Annotated in this window: 5 protein-coding genes and 2 pseudogenes; all 7 read right to left on the reverse strand. The window is 53.2% G+C overall.

Features of this window, described 5'->3' with window-relative positions:
• Positions 1-526 precede the first annotated feature (526 nt).
• Positions 527-1,009: a prepilin-type N-terminal cleavage/methylation domain-containing protein gene (locus ACIQ0R_RS10405; protein ID WP_395826917.1), complete on the reverse strand. Its 483-nt coding sequence runs from the start codon at positions 1,007-1,009 to the stop codon at positions 527-529.
• A 473-nt stretch (positions 1,010-1,482) separates the two neighbouring features.
• A complete protein-coding gene (locus ACIQ0R_RS10410; protein WP_395826920.1) occupies positions 1,483-2,085 on the reverse strand; it encodes an FHA domain-containing protein in 603 nt (200 codons plus the stop codon).
• A gap of 290 nt (positions 2,086-2,375) precedes the next feature.
• On the reverse strand, positions 2,376-3,257 hold the full coding sequence (gene sucD, locus ACIQ0R_RS10415; RefSeq protein ID WP_395826923.1) for a succinate--CoA ligase subunit alpha: 882 nt from the start codon (positions 3,255-3,257) through the stop codon (positions 2,376-2,378).
• Positions 3,258-3,277: 20 nt separating this feature from the next.
• A pseudogene (gene sucC, locus ACIQ0R_RS10420) lies at positions 3,278-4,450 on the reverse strand (ADP-forming succinate--CoA ligase subunit beta); the annotation flags it as partial.
• A 14-nt stretch (positions 4,451-4,464) separates the two neighbouring features.
• Positions 4,465-5,076: a DUF2889 domain-containing protein gene (locus tag ACIQ0R_RS10425; protein ID WP_395826926.1), complete on the reverse strand. Its 612-nt coding sequence runs from the start codon at positions 5,074-5,076 to the stop codon at positions 4,465-4,467.
• Positions 5,077-5,252: 176 nt separating this feature from the next.
• Positions 5,253-5,753, reverse strand: a complete 501-nt coding sequence (recX, locus tag ACIQ0R_RS10430) for a recombination regulator RecX (protein WP_395826930.1) — start codon at positions 5,751-5,753, stop codon at positions 5,253-5,255.
• A 219-nt stretch (positions 5,754-5,972) separates the two neighbouring features.
• Positions 5,973-6,471: pseudogene (gene recA, locus ACIQ0R_RS10435) on the reverse strand (recombinase RecA); the annotation flags it as partial.

Raw genomic sequence — 6,471 nt, forward strand, 5'->3', positions numbered from 1 at the left:
TCCAGTGCCACCTTCGCTTTTTGTTGCCCGCTGAAACTGTTTCGTTTTAATTCGTTCATATCCTGCCTTCGTTGTTCAGTGCAGGATACTCCTTAAACTATTGTCCGGATTTCCGGGTCCACTATACAACAGCGATCGTCGCCCCAAAAATTGAGCAAGAAACTTGAATGATGCGTTGAATATCATGAAACCGGGCCCCATAAAAAAGAAAAAACATCAGCAAGGGAGAGGTGACGGCAGCAACAACGATCAGACATGAAATACAAATTTTGACGGGGGTCAAACTATACATTCGTTATAGACGGTAACTGTGGCAGTTTGATCTGACGCATGTATCCCACACAAACTATTACGATTGGTCTTCAAAGTTTTAGCCGCACCATAAATTGGTAAGAAGTTAATTAGTATTGCGTTTTAAATGATGTACTGTCTAAATAAGTTGAAATCACATACATTTAAAATCATAAAAAATACGCCCTTTATAGGGCGTATTTTTGAAGGCTAGATGGTATCCGAATACAGGCTATTATGAGCCTGGGGCAACACTGTTTTTAGTAATAAAGTTATAAGCAGCTGCCGTATTTCCAGAGTTAACAATGTTTGTTGTGATCGCCCAAGTTAAAGCACTGGTACCAACATATGGTGTGTAGCTGATTGTACTTCCATCAATACCTGTACCAATGTCAGTTGCAAGGGTAATTGTAACGACGCCACCAGCAACACTAGCTGACGCGACTTCTTTCGTCGGAGTAAATACAGGGATCTCCGCTCCTGGAGTGCTGGTAGTGCAGTTAGTAACGACACCGCCGGCCTCTTGCGCGCAAAGAGCCGTTGCCGTTTTCAAAGCGTCAGCCGCAATCATGGCGTTAGCGAGTTTAGCGCGCACAGTATAATTTTGGTATTGAGGAATCGCTACTGCAGCCAAAATACCAATAATAGCCACAACGATCATCAATTCGATCAGAGTAAAACCGCGCTGTGCGCGTTGCATCATTTTCATCGACTTCATTTGTTTCTCCTGTTAATCATAGGGACCTGCACTACGCCTTACATAGAGCAATGTCTGTGCCAATCGGAAACTCTGGGATTTCTCTGATCGACAACTTCAAAAGTGACGAAATTTGGCATATTTTCGATGTTTTGTTGATAAATTTTGTCACAAGGAAAAACTATGGGGTCGGAGCTGACCAAATACTGTTATTTCTGTCGGGTATCAAATTGGCAAAATATCTTTAAAGCAATTTATTCATCGCTTACCTGCATTGCTGATTTAAGAAGAACCGGGGTGCCCACCGGGTTCCAGGTAGCATTTTTTGCAACCCAAATATCGTAATCAACCATGAGAAAAGGCCGCGCAGCCTTGACTAACCTCGACTAAAGCTGCGGAAGGTGAACAGATGCTTCTGCTAGTTTCTTCTCATTTCTTCTCATTTCTGCCAATTTCCGCCAATTTCTGCCAACAACGCTGACGCTAAAAAACGCCTAAGCAGCCTTCCAGGAAAACTTCATCACCGTGCCGGCAATATCAATCACATCCTCGTCTTTCAGTGCGCGCGGGCCGGCGCTTAGCGGCACATCGTTGACGCGCGTGTAGGTCTGCCCTTCGACGTGGGTCAATTCGTAACCATGCGGGCGGCGCGTGACGATGGCGACCTGGATGCCTGGACGGCCGATCGTGGTCAGAACCTTGGTCAGCAGCATGGCCTTGCCGGCGCTTGGCCCGTCCAGCACGGTGATGGTGGCATCCGGGCGCGGCAGCGGGAACATCTTGGGGCGGTTGTCTTTGATTTCTTCTTCAGAATCAACCTGATAGACCAGCTTGTACCGAGCCATCTGGATGATGTCGTTGTGCTGCAGGAAGTGCTTACTGACCGGGTGACCGTTGACCTGGGTGCCGTTGGTGCTGTTGAGGTCTTCCAGAAACGAGTCGTTGTAAATAGTGATGATGACCGCATGCTCGCCGCTGATGGCAAGGTTATCAATCACCATGTCATTGTGGGCGCGGCGGCCGATGGTGGTGCGCTCTTTGGTAAGCGTCATCTCTTGTAACACGGTACCGCCTTTGGTCAGGATGATCTTCGCCATTCCTATCTCTCTTGGGAAACGCTATCTGTAGTTAGTTATCAATACTGCGACATCGGATCGGAGCCGCAGTTATTGGTATTGTGAGCTTCCCTCGATTTTTCGTCTTCCAACAGGTGGCTTTTATGCCGCCTGTTGGAAGACGAAAAATCGAGGGAAGCTCAGTCAGTACAAACCAGCGGATACAGCTAAACAAAAAGGGAGCCGAAGCTCCCTTTTTGTTTGTCACGCTTATTACGTTATTACGTTATTACGTTTGTTATCTTTGACGCGCTCGTGGCGTCAGCCAACGATTACAGCAAAGCCTTCAACAGGCGTGCCATTTCCGATGGATTCTTGGTTACGGTGATGCCACACGCTTCCATGATGTCCAGCTTGGCTTGTACGGTATCAGCGCCGCCAGAGATCAAGGCACCGGCGTGGCCCATGCGTTTGCCCGGAGGAGCGGTAACACCAGCGATGAAGCTGACTACCGGCTTTTTCATGTTGTCCTTGATCCAGTAAGCGGCATTGGCCTCATCCGGGCCGCCGATTTCGCCGATCATGATAACGGCATCGGTTTCCGGATCGTCGTTGAACATCTTCATGATGTCGATGTGCTTCAAGCCGTTGATCGGGTCGCCGCCGATACCAACTGCCGACGATTGGCCCAGGCCGAGTGCGGTCAATTGACCGACTGCTTCATAAGTCAGGGTACCGGAGCGCGATACCACGCCGATACGGCCTTTCTTGTGGATGTGGCCTGGCATGATGCCGATCTTGATTTCGTCTGGCGTGATCAGACCCGGGCAGTTCGGCCCGAGCAGCAGAGTCTTGCTGCCGGCCTTTGCCATGCGGTCTTTCAGTGCCAGCATGCCGCGTACCGGAATGCCTTCGGTGATGCAGATGGCCAGATGGAGTTCGGCTTCGACGGCTTCCCAGATTGCCGCTGCTGCGCCTGCTGGCGGCACATAGATAACCGAGACGTTGGCGCCGGTGGCGGCCTTGGCTTCGGCAACGTTAGCGAAAATCGGGATGCCTTCGAAATCTTCACCGGCTTTCTTCGGGTTGACGCCGGCGACAAATGCGTTTTTGCCGTTTGCGTAATCGCGGCAGGCGCGGGTGTGGAATTGGCCGGTCTTGCCGGTAATGCCTTGGGTGACGACTTTAGTGTCTTTGTTGATCAGGATCGACATATCTGTTCCTAGTTAATTACTTATTTACCGTTGGCCGCAGCAACAACCTTCTGCGCCGCTTCTTCCATGCTGTCTGCCGAGATGATCGGCAAGCCGGAATCGGCCAGCATTTTCTTGCCGATTTCTTCGTTGGTGCCCTTCATGCGGACTACCAGCGGCACTTGCAGCGAAACGGCTTTGGATGCAGTGATGACGCCTTCGGCGATCACGTCGCAGCGCATGATGCCGCCGAAAATGTTGACCAGGATGGCTTTCAGGCCTGGGTTCTTCAACATGATCTTGAACGCTTCAGTAACCTTCTCAGCGGTAGCGCCGCCGCCGACGTCGAGGAAGTTGGCGGGCTCGCCGCCGAACAGTTTGATGGTGTCCATGGTGGCCATGGCCAGACCGGCGCCGTTTACCAGACAGCCGATATTGCCGTCGAGCGAGATGTAGGCCAGGTCGAACTTGGAGGCTTCGATTTCAGCTGGATCTTCTTCGTCCAGATCGCGGTAAGCGACGATTTCCGGATGGCGGAACAAGGCGTTGGCGTCGAAGTTGAACTTGGCGTCCAGTGCGATGACTTTGCCGGAACCGGTGACGATCAGCGGGTTGATTTCCGCCAGCGACGAATCGGTATCCCAATAGGCTTTGTACAAACCTTGCAATTGGGTGCGGGCGTCAGCGATGGAAGCGGCCGGTACGCCGATTTTAGCCGAGATGCTGTCTGCTTCGGCGTCGGTCAGGCCGGTAGCCGGATCGATCACGACTTGATGAATTTTTTCCGGGTGGCTGGCTGCGACTTCTTCAATGTCCATGCCGCCTTCGCTCGATGCCATCAGCACCACGCGCTGGGTAACGCGGTCGGTCACCATGCTGACGTAGAGTTCTTGCTTGATGTCAGCGCCTTCTTCGATCAGTAGGCGACGTACTTTTTGGCCTTCCGGGCCGGTTTGATGGGTGACCAACTGCATGCCCAGAATCTGGTTGGCGTATTCGCGCACTTGTTCCAGCGACTTGGCAACTTTCACGCCGCCGCCTTTGCCGCGACCACCAGCATGGATCTGGGCTTTGACGACCCAAACCGAACCGCCGAGAGTTTCAGCTGCCTTGACCGCGTCTTCGACGTTCAGGCACGGGATGCCACGCGGTGTTGTCACTCCAAACTGACGGAGAATTTCTTTACCCTGATACTCATGGATCTTCATACGAGCTTCCCTTCTGACACTTAATTAAATGGAACTGCTTGGTTGGATAAATTAGATTGGGAGTCAACTGCAGACGGAGGGCTGATTGCCCACTTCGGATAATATTTGGCGACAACTGCGCCTTCACTACGTAAAGCATGACAACGATCGAGCTGGGGCGGCTTTTTCTGCTCGGCCAGCGGATCTGAAAGATTCGTACGATCTACGTCGCCGCCAAACGCCTGCAATGCGGCGGTCGGCAATATCTGCGCCAATTCGGTCAGATGGGTGCAGCCGAGCGCGCCGCCGATGCGCTCCTTGAGCGCATGACGAAAGCCCTTGACCAGGCTCAAGCCAACCAGTTTTTTATACTCAGGACCAATGGTGTTGCAATAGCCGGGATACGGCACGGCTGCCGAGTTGACGTCGACGTCGACGACGATGAACTGATGATCGAGGGTCAGCCGTAACCACAGCTTATGCAACGGCGCACCTGCCGGCAAATTGCCAGAAGGCAAAGAAAGATCGAAGGATTTGGTATCGGTAACGTGCGCGTCGATATCCCACAAGCCATCATCGCGCACAAACGCTTCGATGTGAATCGCGCGGGTGTGCTTTAGCGCTCGGCGGGGGACAGAGGGTGTCAGAGACATATCGGTGAACTAATTTGCGTATCGCTGCCACAGCTTCTATGGCAACTGCCGCTCCATGCGGTTTGCAAAACCCCAAAAGTGTAGCACAGCTTATGTCACATTACCGCTTTTGATCAACCATTGCAAAACAGACATCAAGCGCCGTCGACGTCGGCTATGCTGGCATGTATCGCGGTTCAATCATTGTCATATCCATCGCGATCATACCCATCACGAGATTCATCCGCAGATTCATCGCCACCACCTTTGAGCGCGGCCTGGATCGCCCGCTGGGAAAAGCCGCGTTGCAGCAAAAAACGTATTTGTTTGGCGCGCTCAGCCGCGTCTGCCGGCGGCTGCTTGAATTTCTTACGCCAGACTTCGCGCGCACGGGCGATTTCGCCGCTGGCCAGGTCGGCTTTGATATCGGCCAATGCGTCGGCGTCAATCCCGTGGCTTTGCAGTTCAGAGAGGATGCGGCTGTTGCCGTAGCGATGGGCGCGACGGTGGATCAGGGATTCTGAAAAGCGTGATTGGGACAAGAGCTTGGCGGCTTCCAGCGTATCGAGCAAGGCTTCGATGTCGTCGCCTTCTTGCGCGTAGCGCGATAATTTGCGCGCCAGCTCCAGACGGCTGTGCTCACGCGCCGACAGATAGCGCAGCGCTCTGCCTTTGAGGCTGATTTGCGGTTTGGCCATGGGTGATTTAGAACTGCTATTGCGTCTCAAGGGGGGGGGCACAACTCTGCGCCCCCCGTCCAGGCGCCCCGGCGCTGCGTCATTCCCGCGCACACGGGAATCCATTTTGATCAGCCAGCCGGCAAGCCGGATCCCCGCGTTCGCGGGGATGACGTATCTACGGTATTGGCAAGTGCCAACTATGTGCCAACTTCTACCTTAAACCTTAAACCTTAAAACTTAAACCGGCTCTTCCGACTTTGCGGCAGCAGCGGCGGCTTTACTGGTCTTGGCTGCGGATTTTTCGGCCTTGTCGCCGCCGTCGGTTTTGATGATGCCGAGCTCTGGCACACACAGCGAAGCGCGTACCTTGTTCTCGATTTCACGCGCCAGTTCCGGCCGTTCTTTCAGGTAGGTACGGGCATTGTCCTTGCCTTGGCCGATACGTTCACCGTTGTAGCTGTACCAGGCGCCCGACTTTTCAACGATCTTGGCATCGGAACCGAGATCGAGGATTTCACCTTCACGCGATGTGCCTTCGCCATACAGGATGTCGAAGTGCGCTTCCTTGAATGGCGGGGCGATCTTGTTCTTGACGACCTTGACCTTGGTTTCGTTGCCGATGACTTCATCGCCGGACTTGATCGAGCCGGTGCGGCGGATATCCAGACGTACCGAAGCGTAGAACTTCAGGGCGTTGCCGCCGGTGGTGGTCTCGGGATTGCCGAACATGACGCCG

Source organism: Collimonas sp., from assembly GCF_044339385.1.
Classification (GTDB): Bacteria; Pseudomonadota; Gammaproteobacteria; order Burkholderiales; family Burkholderiaceae_D; genus Collimonas.

Coding starts and splice junctions, on each gene's coding strand:
- sucD (WP_395826923.1), bottom strand. CDS start 3,257: ATGTCGATCCTGATCAACAAAGACACTAAAGTCGTCACCCAAGGCATT.
- ACIQ0R_RS10405 (WP_395826917.1), bottom strand. CDS start 1,009: ATGAAGTCGATGAAAATGATGCAACGCGCACAGCGCGGTTTTACTCTG.
- recX (WP_395826930.1), bottom strand. CDS start 5,753: ATGGCCAAACCGCAAATCAGCCTCAAAGGCAGAGCGCTGCGCTATCTG.
- ACIQ0R_RS10425 (WP_395826926.1), bottom strand. CDS start 5,076: ATGTCTCTGACACCCTCTGTCCCCCGCCGAGCGCTAAAGCACACCCGC.
- ACIQ0R_RS10410 (WP_395826920.1), bottom strand. CDS start 2,085: ATGGCGAAGATCATCCTGACCAAAGGCGGTACCGTGTTACAAGAGATG.